General features: G+C 36.6%; 7 protein-coding genes and 1 other RNA gene. 5 read left to right on the forward strand and 3 right to left on the reverse strand.

Going from position 1 to position 22,210, the window contains the following annotated elements; genetic code table 11:
• The first annotated feature begins 1,532 nt into the window (after positions 1-1,532).
• Genes ABZP37_RS14415 through ABZP37_RS14425 form a run of 3 tightly spaced genes read left to right on the forward strand, consistent with a single transcriptional unit; the run spans position 1,533 to position 17,116 of the window.
• Positions 1,533-14,201, forward strand: a complete 12,669-nt coding sequence (locus ABZP37_RS14415) for a gliding motility-associated C-terminal domain-containing protein (protein WP_366183799.1) — start codon at positions 1,533-1,535, stop codon at positions 14,199-14,201.
• 57 nt (positions 14,202-14,258) lie between these two features.
• Positions 14,259-15,167, forward strand: coding sequence for a type IX secretion system membrane protein PorP/SprF (locus ABZP37_RS14420; protein ID WP_366183062.1), 909 nt, complete (start codon positions 14,259-14,261; stop codon positions 15,165-15,167).
• Positions 15,168-15,178: 11 nt separating this feature from the next.
• A complete protein-coding gene (locus ABZP37_RS14425; RefSeq protein WP_366183060.1) occupies positions 15,179-17,116 on the forward strand; it encodes an OmpA family protein in 1,938 nt (645 codons plus the stop codon).
• A 650-nt stretch (positions 17,117-17,766) separates the two neighbouring features.
• Here ABZP37_RS14425 and ABZP37_RS14430 read toward each other — a convergent pair.
• Complete coding sequence (locus tag ABZP37_RS14430) at positions 17,767-18,570, reverse strand: SDR family oxidoreductase (RefSeq protein ID WP_366183800.1); 804 nt, start codon at positions 18,568-18,570, stop codon at positions 17,767-17,769.
• Between the two features lie 113 nt (positions 18,571-18,683).
• An RNA gene (gene ffs, locus ABZP37_RS14435) (signal recognition particle sRNA small type) lies at positions 18,684-18,781 on the reverse strand.
• Positions 18,782-18,868: 87 nt separating this feature from the next.
• Between ffs and ABZP37_RS14440 the strand changes: the two genes are divergently transcribed.
• Positions 18,869-19,918 (forward strand): glutaminyl-peptide cyclotransferase, encoded by a 1,050-nt coding sequence (locus tag ABZP37_RS14440; RefSeq protein ID WP_366183801.1) that lies wholly within the window; start codon positions 18,869-18,871, stop codon positions 19,916-19,918.
• 146 nt (positions 19,919-20,064) lie between these two features.
• On the opposite strand, the gene ABZP37_RS14445 is transcribed toward ABZP37_RS14440, so the two are convergent.
• A complete protein-coding gene (locus ABZP37_RS14445; protein ID WP_366183802.1) occupies positions 20,065-20,958 on the reverse strand; it encodes a hypothetical protein in 894 nt (297 codons plus the stop codon).
• 112 nt (positions 20,959-21,070) lie between these two features.
• On the opposite strand from ABZP37_RS14445, the gene ABZP37_RS14450 reads away from it, so the two are divergent.
• Positions 21,071-22,099, forward strand: coding sequence for a formimidoylglutamase (locus tag ABZP37_RS14450; protein ID WP_366183803.1), 1,029 nt, complete (start codon positions 21,071-21,073; stop codon positions 22,097-22,099).
• Positions 22,100-22,210: the final 111 nt, after the last annotated feature.

Consider the following 22,210-nt stretch of genomic DNA (forward strand, 5'->3'; position numbering starts at 1 on the left):
TATTCATTTCAATCTTTTTATTTTTTTAAAGAAAAAACGAATCTTAGACACTTTCTTCGATGCAAAATTACAACTGATGATGATTTATAATAGAACATCAAAGGGTTTTACACCTTACCAGTGTATACATCTGTGTACATACCTATGATAAATTTCTAATTTTAACTCCGCAAAAGTAGTTAATTTGAATTAATTTACCCAGACTGAATACCAAATAAAAAAAACGTGTTACTGAACTGTTATGTTCTTAATTATAACCCTTTATAGAATGCTTTATAAATATTGGGGTAATTACAAATTAACCAGGTGAAAAATTTGACACTAGTTTTATATTAAAAAAACGTATAAAAAGCTTCCCAGCTCCTAACGTATTACTTCAATTTTCGCAAGCTATTTTGATAGTCAAGAAAATAGAGTTACAATGTTTAATACAGGCTTTTCTTAATAAATTACTCAACCTCAAATAAATCGTATTTTCATACTTTATAAACCTTTTCCATCAGTGTGGTAAATTCTTTCTTCATCGAAAAAAAATATTTATTATAATCTTTAAAGAAAGATTTATTAATCGCTCTCAATTTTGTCATAAATATTTAAATGCTAATGATTTAGAATACAATTGAAGTTATAATGAAGTTTTTTTTAACATTACTTTTTTTTAAAAAAAACATTGAACTGATTCAACAAAGGGTTCGTTTCATTTTTTCGATAGCAAAAAAACCACTGTCAATCGATTACTTCTATCAATTAATTTAGATGAATCAACTATATCTTCAGTTACAAATTATAATATAAAAGACATAACAATCATAAATTGTTTTATTGAAAAACATGATAAAATCTTATATTTTAAAGAATATACTACTAGTTTATTTAGAATATAAAATAAACCCTAATAACACTATATTTTATAGTATACATTACAAAAAAACCTTCCATAAGCGTAAGATTAAACCTTATTTTACACTCAAAAACACACTTAATCTATTTTATCTGCACTTAATCGGGTTTTTTTTATGCGTTATGTTAAAATTTAATTTACATTTGAACATTAAAAATGCAGCATATAAATACTCCTTTTTTTATTTAAAATGTTAAAAATTTTAATATTCTGATTCGTATTAATCAAAGATTAACACTAAAAGAGACTTTTAACAACTTATAAGTAAGACAAAATAGTCATTTAACGAGTATTTAGGTTGTTTAAAGATAAAATTAATTTAAAAAGCACAATGTTTATAAATTAGTTAAATAAATTAAATTTTAGAGTTCTTAAAAAAATAGAATTAAAAAATATCTAAGTATGAAAACAAAAATTACTCTTTTATTACAGAATCTTATAGTTCTGTTATTTTCACCAGTAAACAGCTAGCAGACAATTCCTTTTATTAACAAATAATGAATCAACTGCTTGTTATATATAGATTGAAATGCAAAAAACATAACAACCACAAGTCTTTTTTATTAAAAAATAGTATTAAACCTAATATTTTAAGAGGTTCGTTACTAGTTTATTTAAATAATAAAATATTATGAAAAAAATTACTTTTATTCGATTTTTAGCTTTTCTAATATTGTTGTTTTCAACAACAATTGGTTTTTCACAAACTGTATTTTCAGGCACTCCTGCTTTAGTAGACGCATGTGTTTTGGGAAGTAATGATTGTACAACGAATGCCGTGACTATTGGTGAAGTTTACTTAGGGGACGCTAGCGGTACAGCAATTACTGCTTGTACTTTTGGAACTACTTTGTCAGATGTTTATATCTGGGTAAATGTTTTAAGTTCTACTAAAGAAAACATGTATATTCAATTCGATTTATATAAAAACAACGTTAAAATTGATTTTAATGGAGCAAATTATTTAGGTAGCAAAAAAATAGGTATAGGTAATGTTGGTGTTTTCTCACCTGGAAAATATAGAATTTTTGCGGTACCGAGTTATACTTGTGGACAAACTTTAGAAATTAAGAATTTATTGATGTCTTGGCAAACTAATGATAAATCCCCTCCTGGTTGTCATACTCAAAATTCAATGTGTAGTAGAGAGCTATTAACATCTACAATAATTGTAAACACGCCTATATTTACTAATTTCACAATAAATAAAGTATGTAATGGTGGAACTTTTCAAGAAGTTACTTATACAGACTCAACTACTGGAGGTGTTACAAATAACGTTTATGCATGGTCTTTCCCTAATGCTACGACTATTTCTCCATCCAATTTGTCAACAAGTGGACCATACACCGTGACTTATTCTTCTGCTGGTCCACATAGCGCAAGTTTAACGGTTTCACATCCAACAAATGTGGTAAGTCCAAACACTAAAACAATTAATGATATAAATTTAGCATTGTGTTGTACTACACCAGTAATTTCAAATAAAACGGCAACGATTTGTTCCGGAACTGCATTTAGTGTCAACCCAACAACAGCCGGTAGTGATATAGTTCCAACTGGAACAACTTATACTTGGTCAACTCCTGTAAGTAGTCCTTCAGGAGCAATAACTGGTGGGTCTTCTCAAAGTACTGGTGCTGTTGGTCCTATTAGTCAAGCTTTAACAAATACAACAAATAGTGCTGCTACATTAAATTACACAGTAACACCAAAATCTGGTAGTTGTATTGGAAGTACATTTACAGTTATAGTAACTGTAAACCCTAAACCAACAGTTTCCAATACAGCTACAAAAACTATATGTAGCGGAAAGAGTTCAGACATTTCATTGACAGCATCCACAGCAAGTAATTTTACTTGGACATTAGGAACTAACACAGGAAATATTACTGGAGCTTCTGCTGGTTCAGGGGCAACAATTAATCAAACTCTAACAAACCCTAGTAGTTCAGCTGTAGGATCGATAGAATACATCGTAACCCCTACTTCTACTACTGGAACTTGTACAGGAAGTCCTTTTACTATTACAGTAACTGTTAATACTGCGCTTATTTTAGGATCGAGTAGTTCAACAAATGTAACTTGTTTTGGATTATCAAATGGAACAGTAACTGCGGGTACAGTAACAGGTGCGGTAGGAACAGTAAATTATTCTTGGAAAAATGCTACAAATACTGAAGTTGGAATTACGGCATCAGTTTCTAGTCTTCCTGCAGGTACTTACACCTTGACAATAACTGATCAATGTACAAGTAAAACTGCAAGTTCTGTTACCATATCTCAACCCATTGCTGTAGCTCTTAACGTAGCGTCTACTAATGTTTCTTGTAACGGTCTTGCCGATGGAACGATAACCGTTTCTGGGGTTAGCGCTGGCGCAACTACAACTATTAAATTAGACAATACAGGGGCTGACTTAAGTGCTCAAACTGCTTTTGGTCCTGGTACTTATACCATTACCGCTACTGCTGCTAATGGAAATAATAATGGTAATTGTACGGCTTCGAAAACAGTTACCATATCTCAACCCATTGCTGTAGCTCTTAACGTAGCGTCTACTAATGTTTCTTGTAACGGTCTTGCCGATGGAACGATAACCGTTTCTGGGGTTAGTGCTGGCGCAACTACAACTATTAAATTAGACAATACAGGGGCTGACTTAAGTGCTCAAACTGCTTTTGGTCCTGGTACTTATACCATTACCGCTACTGCTGCTAATGGAAATACTAGCGGAAATTGTACGGCTTCGAAAACAGTTACCATATCTCAACCCATTGCTGTAGCTCTTAACGTAGCGTCTACTAATGTTTCTTGTAACGGTCTTGCCGATGGAACGATAACCGTTTCTGGGGTTAGCGCTGGCGCAACTACAACTATTAAATTAGACAATACAGGGGCTGACTTAAGTGCTCAAACTGCTTTTGGTCCTGGTACTTATACCATTACCGCTACTGCTGCTAATGGAAATAATAATGGTAATTGTACGGCTTCGAAAACAGTTACCATATCTCAACCCATTGCTGTAGCTCTTAACGTAGCGTCTACTAATGTTTCTTGTAACGGTCTTGCCGATGGAACGATAACCGTTTCTGGGGTTAGCGCTGGCGCAACTACAACTATTAAATTAGACAATACAGGGGCTGACTTAAGTGCTCAAACTGCTTTTGGTCCTGGTACTTATACCATTACCGCTACTGCTGCTAATGGAAATACTAGCGGAAATTGTACGGCTTCGAAAACAGTTACCATATCTCAACCCATTGCTGTAGCTCTTAACGTAGCGTCTACTAATGTTTCTTGTAACGGTCTTGCCGATGGAACGATAACCGTTTCTGGGGTTAGCGCTGGCGCAACTACAACTATTAAATTAGACAATACAGGGGCTGACTTAAGTGCTCAAACTGCTTTTGGTCCTGGTACTTATACCATTACCGCTACTGCTGCTAATGGAAATACTAGCGGAAATTGTACGGCTTCGAAAACAGTTACCATATCTCAACCCATTGCTGTAGCTCTTAACGTAGCGTCTACTAATGTTTCTTGTAACGGTCTTGCCGATGGAACGATAACCGTTTCTGGGGTTAGTGCTGGCGCAACTACAACTATTAAATTAGACAATACAGGGGCTGACTTAAGTGCTCAAACTGCTTTTGGTCCTGGTACTTATACCATTACCGCTACTGCTGCTAATGGAAATACTAGCGGAAATTGTACGGCTTCGAAAACAGTTACCATATCTCAACCCATTGCTGTAGCTCTTAACGTAGCGTCTACTAATGTTTCTTGTAACGGTCTTGCCGATGGAACGATAACCGTTTCTGGGGTTAGCGCTGGCGCAACTACAACTATTAAATTAGACAATACAGGGGCTGACTTAAGTGCTCAAACTGCTTTTGGTCCTGGTACTTATACCATTACCGCTACTGCTGCTAATGGAAATAATAATGGTAATTGTACGGCTTCGAAAACAGTTACCATATCTCAACCCATTGCTGTAGCTCTTAACGTAGCGTCTACTAATGTTTCTTGTAACGGTCTTGCCGATGGAACGATAACCGTTTCTGGGGTTAGCGCTGGCGCAACTACAACTATTAAATTAGACAATACAGGGGCTGACTTAAGTGCTCAAACTGCTTTTGGTCCTGGTACTTATACCATTACCGCTACTGCTGCTAATGGAAATACTAGCGGAAATTGTACGGCTTCGAAAACAGTTACCATATCTCAACCCATTGCTGTAGCTCTTAACGTAGCGTCTACTAATGTTTCTTGTAACGGTCTTGCCGATGGAACGATAACCGTTTCTGGGGTTAGCGCTGGCGCAACTACAACTATTAAATTAGACAATACAGGGGCTGACTTAAGTGCTCAAACTGCTTTTGGTCCTGGTACTTATACCATTACTGCTACTGCTGCTAATGGAAATACTAGCGGAAATTGTACGGCTTCGAAAACAGTTACCATATCTCAACCCATTGCTGTAGCTCTTAACGTAGCGTCTACTAATGTTTCTTGTAACGGTCTTGCCGATGGAACGATAACCGTTTCTGGGGTTAGTGCTGGCGCAACTACAACTATTAAATTAGACAATACAGGGGCTGACTTAAGTGCTCAAACTGCTTTTGGTCCTGGTACTTATACCATTACCGCTACTGCTGCTAATGGAAATACTAGCGGAAATTGTACGGCTTCGAAAACAGTTACCATATCTCAACCCATTGCTGTAGCTCTTAACGTAGCGTCTACTAATGTTTCTTGTAACGGTCTTGCCGATGGAACGATAACCGTTTCTGGGGTTAGCGCTGGCGCAACTACAACTATTAAATTAGACAATACAGGGGCTGACTTAAGTGCTCAAACTGCTTTTGGTCCTGGTACTTATACCATTACTGCTACTGCTGCTAATGGAAATACTAGCGGAAATTGTACGGCTTCGAAAACAGTTACCATATCTCAACCCATTGCTGTAGCTCTTAACGTAGCGTCTACTAATGTTTCTTGTAACGGTCTTGCCGATGGAACGATAACCGTTTCTGGGGTTAGCGCTGGCGCAACTACAACTATTAAATTAGACAATACAGGGGCTGACTTAAGTGCTCAAACTGCTTTTGGTCCTGGTACTTATACCATTACTGCTACTGCTGCTAATGGAAATACTAGCGGAAATTGTACGGCTTCGAAAACAGTTACCATATCTCAACCCATTGCTGTAGCTCTTAACGTAGCGTCTACTAATGTTTCTTGTAACGGTCTTGCCGATGGAACGATAACCGTTTCTGGGGTTAGCGCTGGCGCAACTACAACTATTAAATTAGACAATACAGGGGCTGACTTAAGTGCTCAAACTGCTTTTGGTCCTGGTACTTATACCATTACCGCTACTGCTGCTAATGGAAATACTAGCGGAAATTGTACGGCTTCGAAAACAGTTACCATATCTCAACCCATTGCTGTAGCTCTTAACGTAGCGTCTACTAATGTTTCTTGTAACGGTCTTGCCGATGGAACGATAACCGTTTCTGGGGTTAGCGCTGGCGCAACTACAACTATTAAATTAGACAATACAGGGGCTGACTTAAGTGCTCAAACTGCTTTTGGTCCTGGTACTTATACCATTACCGCTACTGCTGCTAATGGAAATACTAGCGGAAATTGTACGGCTTCGAAAACAGTTACCATATCTCAACCCATTGCTGTAGCTCTTAACGTAGCGTCTACTAATGTTTCTTGTAACGGTCTTGCCGATGGAACGATAACCGTTTCTGGGGTTAGCGCTGGCGCAACTACAACTATTAAATTAGACAATACAGGGGCTGACTTAAGTGCTCAAACTGCTTTTGGTCCTGGTACTTATACCATTACTGCTACTGCTGCTAATGGAAATACTAGCGGAAATTGTACGGCTTCGAAAACAGTTACCATATCTCAACCCATTGCTGTAGCTCTTAACGTAGCGTCTACTAATGTTTCTTGTAACGGTCTTGCCGATGGAACGATAACCGTTTCTGGGGTTAGTGCTGGCGCAACTACAACTATTAAATTAGACAATACAGGGGCTGACTTAAGTGCTCAAACTGCTTTTGGTCCTGGTACTTATACCATTACCGCTACTGCTGCTAATGGAAATACTAGCGGAAATTGTACGGCTTCGAAAACAGTTACCATATCTCAACCCATTGCTGTAGCTCTTAACGTAGCGTCTACTAATGTTTCTTGTAACGGTCTTGCCGATGGAACGATAACCGTTTCTGGGGTTAGCGCTGGCGCAACTACAACTATTAAATTAGACAATACAGGGGCTGACTTAAGTGCTCAAACTGCTTTTGGTCCTGGTACTTATACCATTACCGCTACTGCTGCTAATGGAAATACTAATGGTAATTGTACGGCTTCGAAAACAGTTACCATATCTCAACCCATTGCTGTAGCTCTTAACGTAGCGTCTACTAATGTTTTTTGTAACGGTCTTGCCGATGGAACGATAACCGTTTCTGGGGTTAGCGCTGGCGCAACTACAACTATTAAATTAGACAATACAGGGGCTGACTTAAGTGCTCAAACTGCTTTTGGTCCTGGTACTTATACCATTACCGCTACTGCTGCTAATGGAAATACTAGCGGAAATTGTACGGCTTCGAAAACAGTTACCATATCTCAACCCATTGCTGTAGCTCTTAACGTAGCGTCTACTAATGTTTCTTGTAACGGTCTTGCCGATGGAACGATAACCGTTTCTGGGGTTAGCGCTGGCGCAACTACAACTATTAAATTAGACAATACAGGGGCTGACTTAAGTGCTCAAACTGCTTTTGGTCCTGGTACTTATACCATTACCGCTACTGCTGCTAATGGAAATACTAGCGGAAATTGTACGGCTTCGAAAACAGTTACCATATCTCAACCCATTGCTGTAGCTCTTAACGTAGCGTCTACTAATGTTTCTTGTAACGGTCTTGCCGATGGAACGATAACCGTTTCTGGGGTTAGCGCTGGCGCAACTACAACTATTAAATTAGACAATACAGGGGCTGACTTAAGTGCTCAAACTGCTTTTGGTCCTGGTACTTATACCATTACTGCTACTGCTGCTAATGGAAATACTAGCGGAAATTGTACGGCTTCGAAAACAGTTACCATATCTCAACCCATTGCTGTAGCTCTTAACGTAGCGTCTACTAATGTTTCTTGTAACGGTCTTGCCGATGGAACGATAACCGTTTCTGGGGTTAGTGCTGGCGCAACTACAACTATTAAATTAGACAATACAGGGGCTGACTTAAGTGCTCAAACTGCTTTTGGTCCTGGTACTTATACCATTACCGCTACTGCTGCTAATGGAAATACTAGCGGAAATTGTACGGCTTCGAAAACAGTTACCATATCTCAACCCATTGCTGTAGCTCTTAACGTAGCGTCTACTAATGTTTCTTGTAACGGTCTTGCCGATGGAACGATAACCGTTTCTGGGGTTAGCGCTGGCGCAACTACAACTATTAAATTAGACAATACAGGGGCTGACTTAAGTGCTCAAACTGCTTTTGGTCCTGGTACTTATACCATTACTGCTACTGCTGCTAATGGAAATACTAGCGGAAATTGTACGGCTTCGAAAACAGTTACCATATCTCAACCCATTGCTGTAGCTCTTAACGTAGCGTCTACTAATGTTTCTTGTAACGGTCTTGCCGATGGAACGATAACCGTTTCTGGGGTTAGTGCTGGCGCAACTACAACTATTAAATTAGACAATACAGGGGCTGACTTAAGTGCTCAAACTGCTTTTGGTCCTGGTACTTATACCATTACCGCTACTGCTGCTAATGGAAATACTAGCGGAAATTGTACGGCTTCGAAAACAGTTACCATATCTCAACCCATTGCTGTAGCTCTTAACGTAGCGTCTACTAATGTTTCTTGTAACGGTCTTGCCGATGGAACGATAACCGTTTCTGGGGTTAGCGCTGGCGCAACTACAACTATTAAATTAGACAATACAGGGGCTGACTTAAGTGCTCAAACTGCTTTTGGTCCTGGTACTTATACCATTACCGCTACTGCTGCTAATGGAAATACTAATGGTAATTGTACGGCTTCGAAAACAGTTACCATATCTCAACCCATTGCTGTAGCTCTTAACGTAGCGTCTACTAATGTTTTTTGTAACGGTCTTGCCGATGGAACGATAACCGTTTCTGGGGTTAGCGCTGGCGCAACTACAACTATTAAATTAGACAATACAGGGGCTGACTTAAGTGCTCAAACTGCTTTTGGTCCTGGTACTTATACCATTACCGCTACTGCTGCTAATGGAAATACTAGCGGAAATTGTACGGCTTCGAAAACAGTTACCATATCTCAACCCATTGCTGTAGCTCTTAACGTAGCGTCTACTAATGTTTCTTGTAACGGTCTTGCCGATGGAACGATAACCGTTTCTGGGGTTAGTGCTGGCGCAACTACAACTATTAAATTAGACAATACAGGGGCTGACTTAAGTGCTCAAACTGCTTTTGGTCCTGGTACTTATACCATTACCGCTACTGCTGCTAATGGAAATACTAGCGGAAATTGTACGGCTTCGAAAACAGTTACCATATCTCAACCCATTGCTGTAGCTCTTAACGTAGCGTCTACTAATGTTTCTTGTAACGGTCTTGCCGATGGAACGATAACCGTTTCTGGGGTTAGCGCTGGCGCAACTACAACTATTAAATTAGACAATACAGGGGCTGACTTAAGTGCTCAAACTGCTTTTGGTCCTGGTACTTATACCATTACCGCTACTGCTGCTAATGGAAATACTAGCGGAAATTGTACGGCTTCGAAAACAGTTACCATATCTCAACCCATTGCTGTAGCTCTTAACGTAGCGTCTACTAATGTTTCTTGTAACGGTCTTGCCGATGGAACGATAACCGTTTCTGGGGTTAGCGCTGGCGCAACTACAACTATTAAATTAGACAATACAGGGGCTGACTTAAGTGCTCAAACTGCTTTTGGTCCTGGTACTTATACCATTACTGCTACTGCTGCTAATGGAAATACTAGCGGAAATTGTACGGCTTCGAAAACAGTTACCATATCTCAACCCATTGCTGTAGCTCTTAACGTAGCGTCTACTAATGTTTCTTGTAACGGTCTTGCCGATGGAACGATAACCGTTTCTGGGGTTAGTGCTGGCGCAACTACAACTATTAAATTAGACAATACAGGGGCTGACTTAAGTGCTCAAACTGCTTTTGGTCCTGGTACTTATACCATTACCGCTACTGCTGCTAATGGAAATACTAGCGGAAATTGTACGGCTTCGAAAACAGTTACCATATCTCAACCCATTGCTGTAGCTCTTAACGTAGCGTCTACTAATGTTTCTTGTAACGGTCTTGCCGATGGAACGATAACCGTTTCTGGGGTTAGCGCTGGCGCAACTACAACTATTAAATTAGACAATACAGGGGCTGACTTAAGTGCTCAAACTGCTTTTGGTCCTGGTACTTATACCATTACTGCTACTGCTGCTAATGGAAATACTAGCGGAAATTGTACGGCTTCGAAAACAGTTACCATATCTCAACCCATTGCTGTAGCTCTTAACGTAGCGTCTACTAATGTTTCTTGTAACGGTCTTGCCGATGGAACGATAACCGTTTCTGGGGTTAGCGCTGGCGCAACTACAACTATTAAATTAGACAATACAGGGGCTGACTTAAGTGCTCAAACTGCTTTTGGTCCTGGTACTTATACCATTACTGCTACTGCTGCTAATGGAAATACTAGCGGAAATTGTACGGCTTCGAAAACAGTTACCATATCTCAACCCATTGCTGTAGCTCTTAACGTAGCGTCTACTAATGTTTCTTGTAACGGTCTTGCCGATGGAACGATAACCGTTTCTGGGGTTAGCGCTGGCGCAACTACAACTATTAAATTAGACAATACAGGGGCTGACTTAAGTGCTCAAACTGCTTTTGGTCCTGGTACTTATACCATTACCGCTACTGCTGCTAATGGAAATACTAGCGGAAATTGTACGGCTTCGAAAACAGTTACCATATCTCAACCCATTGCTGTAGCTCTTAACGTAGCGTCTACTAATGTTTTTTGTAACGGTCTTGCCGATGGAACGATAACCGTTTCTGGGGTTAGCGCTGGCGCAACTACAACTATTAAATTAGACAATACAGGGGCTGACTTAAGTGCTCAAACTGCTTTTGGTCCTGGTACTTATACCATTACCGCTACTGCTGCTAATGGAAATACTAATGGTAATTGTACGGCTTCGAAAACAGTTACCATATCTCAACCCATTGCTGTAGCTCTTAACGTAGCGTCTACTAATGTTTCTTGTAACGGTCTTGCCGATGGAACGATAACCGTTTCTGGGGTTAGCGCTGGCGCAACTACAACTATTAAATTAGACAATACAGGGGCTGACTTAAGTGCTCAAACTGCTTTTGGTCCTGGTACTTATACCATTACCGCTACTGCTGCTAATGGAAATAATAATGGTAATTGTACGGCTTCGAAAACAGTTACCATATCTCAACCCATTGCTGTAGCTCTTAACGTAGCGTCTACTAATGTTTCTTGTAACGGTCTTGCCGATGGAACGATAACCGTTTCTGGGGTTAGCGCTGGCGCAACTACAACTATTAAATTAGACAATACAGGGGCTGACTTAAGTGCTCAAACTGCTTTTGGTCCTGGTACTTATACCATTACCGCTACTGCTGCTAATGGAAATACTAGCGGAAATTGTACGGCTTCGAAAACAGTTACCATATCTCAACCCATTGCTGTAGCTCTTAACGTAGCGTCTACTAATGTTTTTTGTAACGGTCTTGCCGATGGAACGATAACCGTTTCTGGGGTTAGCGCTGGCGCAACTACAACTATTAAATTAGACAATACAGGGGCTGACTTAAGTGCTCAAACTGCTTTTGGTCCTGGTACTTATACCATTACCGCTACTGCTGCTAATGGAAATACTAATGGTAATTGTACGGCTTCGAAAACAGTTACCATATCTCAACCCATTGCTGTAGCTCTTAACGTAGCGTCTACTAATGTTTCTTGTAACGGTCTTGCCGATGGAACGATAACCGTTTCTGGGGTTAGCGCTGGCGCAACTACAACTATTAAATTAGACAATACAGGGGCTGACTTAAGTGCTCAAACTGCTTTTGGTCCTGGTACTTATACCATTACCGCTACTGCTGCTAATGGAAATAATAATGGTAATTGTACGGCTTCGAAAACAGTTACCATATCTCAACCCATTGCTGTAGCTCTTAACGTAGCGTCTACTAATGTTTCTTGTAACGGTCTTGCCGATGGAACGATAACCGTTTCTGGGGTTAGCGCTGGCGCAACTACAACTATTAAATTAGACAATACAGGGGCTGACTTAAGTGCTCAAACTGCTTTTGGTCCTGGTACTTATACCATTACTGCTACTGCTGCTAATGGAAATACTAGCGGAAATTGTACGGCTTCGAAAACAGTTACCATATCTCAACCTGAAATTGCTGTCTCTGTAAGCGGAGTTGCTACTAATGCTTCTTGCTTTGGACTAGCAGATGGTTCGATTGCAGTAACCAATAGTGCTGGTTCGACTGTAGTGATTACAAATGCTGCTAACGAAGTAGTTGCTAATACAGAATTAGTTGCTGGTACTTACACCCTAACGGCTACTACAGCTGGTGGAAACCAAGGACAAAATTGTACAGCTACTGCTCAAGTAACCATATCTCAACCTGAAATCGCTGTCTCTGTAAGCGGAGTTGCTACTAATGCTTCTTGCTTTGGACTAGCGGATGGTTCGATTGCAGTAACCAATAGTGCTGGTTCGACTGTAGTGATTACAAATGCTGCTAACGTAGTAGTTAATAATACAGGATTACTTGCAGGTACTTATACCCTAACAGCTATTGCTGATGGTGGTAATACAGATCAAAAATGTACGGCTACCGCTCAAGTAACAATATCTCAACCTTCTGCCACACTAAGTGCCAGTGTAATTATTAAAAACAATAATAATTGTATAGGATGTAGTAATGGTGCTATTAACCTAACAGTACTAGGTGGAACAACACCTTATTCATACACATGGTCTAATGGAGCTATAACTGAAGATATTGCTTCTTTACCTAAAGGTAAATACGATGTTGAAATTAAAGACAAAAATGGATGTACTGTGAATTATTCTTATTTCGTTACTGAATCTGGAATTGAAATTCTTAAAGATGCAGTATATGAAGACAGTAATAATGATGGTAAAACTAATATTGGAGATAAAATTGTGTATAACTTTATTGTGAAAAATACAGGAAATGTAACTTTAACTAGTGTAAAGGTAACTGACAATAAAGCGACTGTTAGTGGAGGACCTATCGCTTCTCTTGAAGCAGGGGCTTCAGATAACACAACTTTTACAGCTACACATGCTATCACTCAAGAAGATATTAACGCTGGAATATTTTACAATTTAGCATTAGCAAATGGTATTGACACTGAAGGGGTTCCAGTAACAGCTACATCTACAGACCCTACACCATGTGATTCATGTCCAAAAGATCCTACTTGTAATGACTGCACTAGCACTATAACTCCTTTAAATCAAAGTCCTAAATTAGAAGTTAAAATAGCTCAAGATAATGATAGATATAGTTTTATTGGTGATATTATCAATTATACCATTACAGTAACCAATACAGGTAATGTGACTCTCCATGACATCCGAGTGACTGATAGTGTTACAGGTTTAGATATTACCATTCAAGGCTCATTAGCACCTGGAGAAAGTATTCAACCGATTATTCGAAGTCATACTATAGTTAAAGATGACTTAGTGCGTGAATTTGTAACCAATACAGCTAATGCGGTTGGTTTAACAATTACGAATAATGAGGTACCTGCCCTACCTGATTCTAAAACAGCTGAAAAAGCAACAGTACTGCCTTGTGAATCAATATATATTTACAACGCTTTCTCACCAAATGGTGATGGAATTAATGAAAAGTTTATAGTTGATGGCTTTAGATCTGAATTTAAAATCTGCTACCCTGAGAATACTGTTGAGATTTATAACCGATGGGGAGTATTGGTTTTTGAAACCAAAAACTATGACAATGAAACCAACTTTTTTGAAGGGTATTCAAGAGGTAGAACAACTGTCAGCGAATCATCTGGATTACCTACAGGAACCTATTTTTACATCATAAGTTATAGTTCCATTGATGGAATTGGTGATATTCAAACTTATAGAAAAGAAGGGTATTTATACCTTACTCGATAATTACAACTCAACTCTAACTCCTGAGGATGAAAATCCTCAGGTTAAAACTAGAACCACATGAAAACAAAAATACTTTCTTTCGTTTTGATGTTTACTGCAACGGTAAGTTTTGCACAACAAGATTCGCAATTTACTCAGTACATGTACAACACAATCAATGTCAATCCGGCCTACGCAGGATCTAGAGGAGCCTTGAGTATATTTGCTTTGCATCGTACCCAATGGGTAGGACTCGATGGAGCACCTGTAACTAATGCTGTTTCAATAAACACTCCTTTGAATAGTAGTAGACTTGGACTTGGAGTATCGCTAATCAATGATAGGATTGGACCTACTACTGAGAATACGATCTCTGCTGATTTATCATACACAATACCTACTTCGGAGACTTTCAAGCTTTCCTTTGGTATTAAAGCTACCGCCAATTTGTTTGACCTAAACAATAGTAAACTTGTTTCTAAAGAACAGGGGGACCCAACCTTACAAAGTTTTACTAAATTCAATCCTAACTTAGGTGCTGGTTTATATTTACATTCTGATAAAGCATATGTAGGCTTTTCTATTCCTAACTTTATTGAATCTAATCGATATGATGATAATGAAGTCGCTCTTTTTAAAGAAAAAGTAAACTATTATTTGATTGCTGGTTATGTTTTTGATTTAAACAACAACATTAAATTCAAACCTGCTATGCTCTCTAAAATGGTTAAAGGGTCTCCTTTACAGGCTGATATTTCTGCTAACTTTTTATTCTTTGATAAATTTATGCTTGGTGCTTCTTACAGATGGAGCGCTGCTGTTAGTGCAATGGTAGGTTTTCAAATTTCGGATGCTATGTATATTGGATATGGTTATGACAGAGAGACTACTAACTTAAACAATTACAGTTCTGGTTCTCATGAAATTTTCTTGCGCTACGAGATTTTCAAAAATAACGATAAAATCACTACTCCAAGATTCTTCTAAAAGCAATTATTATGAAAAATAAGATACTCCTTTACATAACAATAGTAAGTGTTTTTTCCTTAAACATTTACTCTCAAAAAGCTAGATTAGCTGCAGCCGATCAAAAATATGACAACTATGCCTATATAGATGCCATAAAAACTTATGAAAGAGTAGCAGAGAAAGGCTACAAGTCTGCCGATATGTTTCAAAAGTTAGGTAATGCTTATTATTTTAACGCACAACTTGAAAATGCAGCCAAATGGTATGGGGAATTATTTGCTATGAATACCTCTGTTGAACCCGAATACTATTACAGATATTCACAGTCTCTAAGAGCCATTGGTGAGAATAAACAAGCCGATGCTATGATGGTTAAATTTGTAGAGCTTTCTGGAAATGACAATAGAGCAAAACTCTTTAAAAAAAATAGAAACTACCTAGCAGAAATTAAAGCCAATTCTGGAAGATACGATATTGAGGATGCAGGTATAAACTCTAAATATTCTGATTATGGGACCGCTATTTATAACAACAAAATAGTTTTTACTTCCGCTCGGGATACCGGTAGTATAGGACAAAGAAAACACACTTGGACCAATCAATATTTTACCAATTTATATATGGCTGATTTGGGTGATCAAATGACCCCTGGAGCTCCTAGTAAATTTGATAAAAACATAAACTCTAAATTTCATGAATCTACTCCGGTATTTACCAAAGATGGAAACACTATGTATTTCACTAGAAACAACTTTATTGATGGTAAGAAAGGTAAAAATGGAAACGATGTCACTTTAATCAAAATTTACAAAGCAACAATCGAAAAAGAAAAGTGGGCTAATATTATTGAATTGCCTTTTAATAGTAACAATTATTCTACAGCACACCCTACCCTTAGTCAAGATGAAAAAACATTATATTTTGCTTCAGATATGCCAGGGACTTTAGGTCTTTCTGATTTGTTTAAAGTAAAAATAAATGACGATGGTAGCTTTGGTACTCCTGAAAATTTAGGCAATACCATTAACACTCCTGGTAGAGAAACTTTTCCTTTCATGAGTGACGAAAATGAAATCTACTTTGCCTCTGACGGGCATCCTGGTTTGGGAGGTCTAGATGTATTTGTTTCTAAAATAAGTCAAGATGGAACTTTTAGTGAGGTTCAAAATGTGGGTGCTGATATTAATTCCCCTAAAGATGATTTTGCCTATTTAATAGATACTAAATCTCGTAGAGGTTTCTTTACCTCTAATAGAGACGGAGGACAGGGATATGACGATATTTATAAATTTTTAGAAAACAAAAGGTTGACTTGCGAACAAGAATTGTATGGACAAATTACAGATATCGATTCTAAAGAAGTTCTTCCTAATTCTAAAGTGAGTCTTTTTGACAAAAGATTCAAAGACATCTCCTCTATGATGTCTGATCAAAAAGGAAATTATTCTTTTATGGTCGAATGCGATAAAACGTATTATGTAAGAGCTGAAAAACCAGAATACACAACAAAGGAAGAAAAAATAACAGTCGATAAGGATCAAGGTAAAACAAAACTCGATATTGCTTTAGAAAAAATTACTTGTAAAGTTGCCATTGGAGATGATTTGGGTAAATGTTTTGGTATCAAAATGATCTACTTTGACTTTGACAAATCAGATATTAGACCTGAAGCTGCTTTAGACCTAGAAAAAATATTAGATGTACTAAAACAATATCCAAATATGAAACTAGATATTCGTTCTCATACCGATAGTAGAGGAAGCTTTAAATACAACGAAGCCTTATCTGATCGAAGAGTTAAATCAACCATTGCTTGGTTGATTAAAAATGGTATAAACTCAAACAGGTTTATCGGTAGAGGATATGGGGAATATGAGTTAGTAAATAAATGTTCAGACGGTGTTAATTGTACTGAAGAAGAACACCAACTAAATAGAAGAAGTGAATTTATTATTACTGATTTGTAACATTATAAGTTGTACTTTAATATAAAACATAAGGCCTTAAAAGTATATCTTTTAGGCCTTTTTTATTAGCCACAGATTAAATTGATTTCCACAGATTAAATCCTTTTAATCCAAATAATCTGTGGCAAAAAGTTTTTAGAAGCTAAAGCGAAATGCACTAAAGCACATAGTTTTAACTATAATTTGAGACCAATAAAAACTTTTTGTTTGCTTAGGTTTTTCCTTTTATATCAACACAGTTCTTAATGCGGTTATGTGATTTTCTATGACTTCATTATTAGAATGTAATTTTGAATTTACATTTTTCACACTGCAACACAAAAGCAGTTAACTACTTTTTTGTGTATCCATTTTTAAATATGTATTTCAGACTATTGAAGTTCTAACAAGATAATTTCGACCGCAGGAAACTTGTCACTGAATCGTTTTAATAATAGTGTTTCATCTTAACTCAAAGTAGCTGTTTTCATAATTATTGATTTCTTTTACAGAAATAAACAATTAAAAACTTGTGTATGTATTTGTGTACACATTTTACCCAGGATTGTACTTTAATACGTTTTGGGATATTTGATATGTTTTCTCCTTAATTTATTATGATTAACGTCTTTAAATTATAGACATTAAACGAATGTAATACAAATGAGTCGTTACAAATTATAATGGTTCATCAACATTTTCTCATACATTTTGTCAGGCAAAATACGTTTGAGCACAATAGAAAACTTTTGCATAAAAGCACCTACCTTATAATGAATCTTTGGATTTGTATTTTGAATAATTACATAAACTGCTGTTGCCATTTCCAAAGGGTCGCCCCCACTATCCACGTGAGCATCCATAGTTTGCAACATATCCCCATACACTTTTTCGTAAGCAGAACCAGAGACTATTGGAGCATGATAACGTCCAGAAGCAATGTTAGTAGCAAAATCACCAGGAGCAATATTTGTAATTTGGATTCCAAATGATTTCACTTCCATACGTAAAGCCTCAGTAACCAATTCTAAAGCTCCTTTAGAAGCCGAATAAATTGAACGATATGGCAATCCCATATAACCCGCAATTGAAGTCACATTGATAATCAAACCCGATTTTTGAATACGCATTTGTGGCAATACCGCTTTCATAACCTCAATAGGTCCAAAAAAATTGGTCTCAAAATTATTCTTAATTTCCTCTGTAGGGATTTCTTCTAAGGGGCCTGTTATTCCAACACCTGCATTATTAATCACAACATCAATTCGTCCAGAACGAGCTATAACTTGGGCGATTGCAGTCATTATAGTATCCGTTTTTCGAACATCTAAAGCTAATAAAGGAAAAACTGAATTTGCAATCCGATTAGGATTCCTGCTAGTACCATAAACTATAAAACCTTTTAGGTGTAAAAATTCACCAATAGATTTCCCAATTCCAGAGGAACCTCCTGTAATCAAAACTACTTTACTCATTATTACTTATTTTCTTAGAAACGTCCAAAAATAAAAAAATCTTCCCTAAGGAAGACTACATTTATTAATTTTTAAAAAAAAATCTGATTCGCCGCGGCGAACAGATAAATAAAAAATGGCAAGCGACCTACATCGCACCGCTCAACCACGTACCCTTGCTATGTTCCCATCCTGGGGGAGTCTGCAGGAGCTGGTCGTGTAGGACTTGCCGGTGCAAATATACAATCTTTTTATATTTTTGCAAGACCTTTGCTCGCTTAAAATAACATTGTATATTCGTCTAACAAATTTTTTAATCATGAAAAAGCATAACTTACTATATGTCATTTTATTAGGAATGGCAGTTTCTAACTGTGGGGACAAAAAAAAAGGTGAAAATTCTATATTTACTTTTGATTCGACTCAATATTTAGCCCAATACCAACCTCAAGACAAACTAAATTTGGGAGTTTTGAATCCAAATTCAAAAGAAATCGATAGCATCATCTATTTTGTCAATGATACAAAAGTTGGAGTAACGAAAGGAAACACTAAATTACCGTTGGCATTAATAGAACAAAAATTAGGCTACCAAAACCTAAAAGCTTTAGTTTATTTTGAAGGCGAAAACTCAGAAGCTACTACAAGAGTAGAACTGGTTTCTAATGTAACTCCAAAACTATTAAAATATAAAATCATAAATACCTACCCTCATGACATCAATTCATTTACGGAAGGTTTAGAGTTTTATAAAGACACCTTATATGAAAGCACAGGCTTAAATGGAAAATCATACCTTAGAAAGTACGATTACAAAACAGGCAAAGTATTCCAACAAATAGATTTAGATTCAAAATATTTTGGAGAAGGAATCACCATCTTAAATGATAAAATCTATCAATTGACTTGGCAAAATAAAACTGGCTTTATCTATAATGCTAAAACTATGAAGCTAGAAAAAACCTTCACTTACGACAAAGACATTGAAGGTTGGGGAATGACCAATGACGGCACAAACATCTATCAAACTGATAAGACAGAGAAAATTTGGAAAATGGATCCAGCAACTCAAAAAATGATTGATTACGTTAATGTATATGCCGGAAATGCTAAAATTAAATCCATTAACGAACTAGAATGGATAGAAGGTAAAATATACACTAACGTTTGGATGAAAGACGCTATTGCTGTTGTAAATCCAGCAAACGGAGCAGTTGAAGGAATCCTAGATTTATCAGGTTTACGTAAATTCTTAAATGTTACTCCAGATGACGTGCTAAACGGAATTGCTTATAATCCGAAAACAAAAACAATATTTATCACAGGGAAAAATTGGGATAAGATGTTTGAGATTACCGTTTCAGAATAAACTTTATTTTCTGTAAAGCAACAAGGGGCTAACATTTTTTTGTCAGCCCCTTGCTTATTTAATATCTAAACTTTTCATTTCATCATAAAAAAAAAGTAGTGATTCGAAAATCACTACTTTTTTAAATTTTTATTATTTAAAGACTGTTATTTCAAATCAAAACTTGATTTAGAAACCAAAACATCTTTATCAAATACATTTACAAAATAAGTCCCTTTAGCAAAGTCCTTACCAGGTAAGTTTTCAGAAACGTTTACAGTTTTATTTTCGTATTTTACTGTAGTTGCAAAACTGTATGATAATGTTTTATCCCCAAAATTTTGTGTTTTCTTATCTCCCAAAACATTATTTTTACTATCAATTACTTGTACGTAGTAGGTTTTATCTCCAGTTTTAGCAATTTGATTTTCAGCAATAGTAAAACTTATTTTAAGCATATCTGCTCTACTTGCTTTATCCGTTTCAATTTGCTTTTCACTACTTCTTAAAAGCCCTGGATTTCTAACTATATAAGCTGATGTTCTTAAATTTACAACTGATAATTTTGCTCCTTTTTCAACAACTTTTGAAAGTTCGTCATTTTGAGTTACTAATACTTCATTGGTTTTTTTAGCAGCAACTAATACAACAGTCGTACTATCACGTTGTACAGTCAACTTTGTATTTTGTTTTTTTAAACCATCATTTTCAGCTATCAAAGCTTTCATGTTGCTTTGTAAAGCAATATATTGAGATTTAAATTTTGAAACGTCTCCTTTTGATTTACTCAAGTCAGACATTATACCTACCACTTTATCTCTTTCTTTAATTAATTCCTCTGACATAGAGGTGTTTTCTGCAATTGCTGCATCATACGTTGTTTTTAGTTCTTGCAAATCTTTCATTACTGTTTCTTTTTCTGAAACTGTAGTTTTCAATTCAGTTTGAACAGTTTCTACATCCGAAGAAACTTTAAAAATATAAACTAAACTTCCGACTAATAGAATTGCTAAAACAGCAATAACCGCTTTTAGACTTGAATTACTTTGTTGATTTTCCATTTTAAATTATTTGTTTTATAGAATTTGTTTTTTCAAATTTAATGAATATATGTACATCTTTTAACGTAAGTATATACATTTATAGTATTTTTGAAAAAAAAATATTTTTTTTATGGAAAAGCTTTTGCCTTTTACAATGAAGGATCTTGCAAAGATTACCAATCACAGAAGTGGTGAGATAAAATTTGGAGAAAAAATGATTACCATCGCTAGCGGTGTTGATCCAATCTCATTTTTAATAAAATCAGAAGCTAAATATGTACTTGTAGGCATTCCTGAAGATGTTGGGATTCAAGCAAATTCTGGACGACCAGGGGCTGCATCAGCCTGGAAAACAGCTATAAACAGCATTGCTAATATCCAACACAATCGTTTTTGTAAAGGAAATCAAATTATCGTTTTAGGCGAAATTGATGTACAAGAAGAAATGGAAGATGCCAAAAAATTGGATTTCAAAAACATCGATGACCGTTTAAAACTTAGCCAATTAGTTGCCAAAATAGACAAAGAGGTTTCTCATATAATTTTTAGTATCATCAAGGCTGGTAAAACTCCAATTATTATTGGTGGCGGTCAAAATAATGCTTACGGAAACATAAAAGGAGCTGCCCTAGCTAAGGGAAAACCTATAAACTCTATTAATTTTGATGCCCATTCAGATTTTAGAATACTCGAAGGACGTCATAGTGGAAATGGGTTTTCATATGCCTACAACGAAGGTTTTTTAAAAAAATATTTCATTTTTGGTTTACATGAAAACTACGTTTCAAAAAGCGTATTGGATCTAATCAAAAAAACGGAAGACAGATTACGTTACAATACCTATGACAGTATTAAGATTCGTAGTGAAAAAAATTTTTCCCAAGAAATGATTGCCGCACATGAATTTATAAAAACAGATTCCTATGGAATTGAAATAGATTTAGATGCAATACCTAATATCGCGAGTAGTGCTATGACATTAAGCGGTTTTTCTATTGAAGAACTACGACAATTTATTGCATACTTTGGGAAACATAAGAACGCGACTTACTTACACATTTGCGAAGGTGCACCAGACTTAGATGCAGATAAAAACAATCATTTAATAGGACAACTTATTGGCTATTTAGTTACTGATTTTATTAAGTCAAATCAGTAATATATAATACTACCAAAACAGCATAAATCTCCCATTTTATAAGGAATGAATAAATAACACTATCTTTGCCGTTCAATAGCTGTACTTATTACAGTGTATTTAATTTCAAAA

The organism is Flavobacterium ovatum, assembly GCF_040703125.1.
Taxonomy (GTDB): domain Bacteria; phylum Bacteroidota; class Bacteroidia; order Flavobacteriales; family Flavobacteriaceae; genus Flavobacterium; species Flavobacterium ovatum.